The sequence below is a fragment of the Streptomyces sp. SID11385 genome (assembly GCF_010548245.1).
Lineage (GTDB): Bacteria > Actinomycetota > Actinomycetes > Streptomycetales > Streptomycetaceae > Streptomyces.
On record NZ_JAAGLR010000640.1, the window covers coordinates 1 to 973 of the forward strand.

The following is a 973-nucleotide window of genomic DNA, read 5'->3' on the forward strand; positions in this document are numbered from 1 at the left end:
AACGAGGGCGCCGCGCGGCACGGCGTGGCGGAGACGATCCAGCGCGCGGACCGGGTGCGGCGCGAGGCGGAGGCGCTGCGCGCGGAGGCGGAGCGGCTGCCCGAGCGGGCCGGGGAGATCGACCGGCGGCTCGTCTCGCTGCGCACCAGGGCGGAGGCGCTGACGACGCGGAGCGCGCAGGTCGAGCCGGTGCTCAGTGAGTTGCGGCGCAGGTTCACGGCCCCGTGCTGGCAGGACCTCCAGCACGTGCCGGAGGAGGCGGCGAAGCACGTCGCGCAGGCGGGCACGAAGCTCGCGGAGGCGCGGCAGGCCCGCGAGGCGCAGCGCTGGGCCGACGCGACCGCGTTGCTCGCGACCGTACGGGCGCTGCTCGACGAGACGGACGAGGCGGTCTCGGCCGCCGGGGACCGGCTGCGGCAGCTCAACGAGGTCGCGAAGGACCCGCAGCGCGAGATCGAGCGGACGCGGTTCGCGGTGCGGGACGCGCAGCGGCTCGCGATGACGGGCCGCCAGACCCCGGACCCGCGCCACGCCCGTCCGCTCGACGACGCGGTGGCGCGCCTGGACCGGGCGGTCTCGGCCTTGGAGGGCCACCACCCGGACTACTGGCAGTTCCTGCGCGAGACGGAGGCCGTGCGCGCGACGGCGGCACGGGTCGTGGAGCTGATCCGCGAGGAGCGGGGCGGGAGCTGAGGCGGTACGGTCCGGGGCCGCCGCCTCCGCCCGGTACGGGTAGGAGCCGCCGCCTCCGCCCGGTACGCGTACGGGCCGCCCCCGCCGCCCGTACCCTGTCCGCATGCCTCGATACGAGTACCGCTGCCGTGCCTGCGGCGACACCTTCGAACTGAACCGTCCCATGGCCGAGTCGGCCGCTCCCGCGAGCTGTCCGGCGGGGCACGCGGACACCGTCAAGCTGCTCTCGACCGTGGCCGTGGGCGGCCGGGCCCCGGGCGGCGCCGCGCCCGCGCCGCAG

The 973-nt window shown here is 77.5% G+C and carries 1 protein-coding gene and 1 pseudogene; both read left to right on the forward strand.

Annotated elements, in window-relative coordinates:
* Positions 1 to 693: pseudogene (locus G3I42_RS19475) on the forward strand (hypothetical protein); the annotation flags it as partial.
* Between the two features lie 103 nt (positions 694 to 796).
* Positions 797 to 973: zinc ribbon domain-containing protein (locus tag G3I42_RS19480; protein ID WP_164287661.1), on the forward strand; the 177-nt coding region annotated here is incomplete at its 3' end.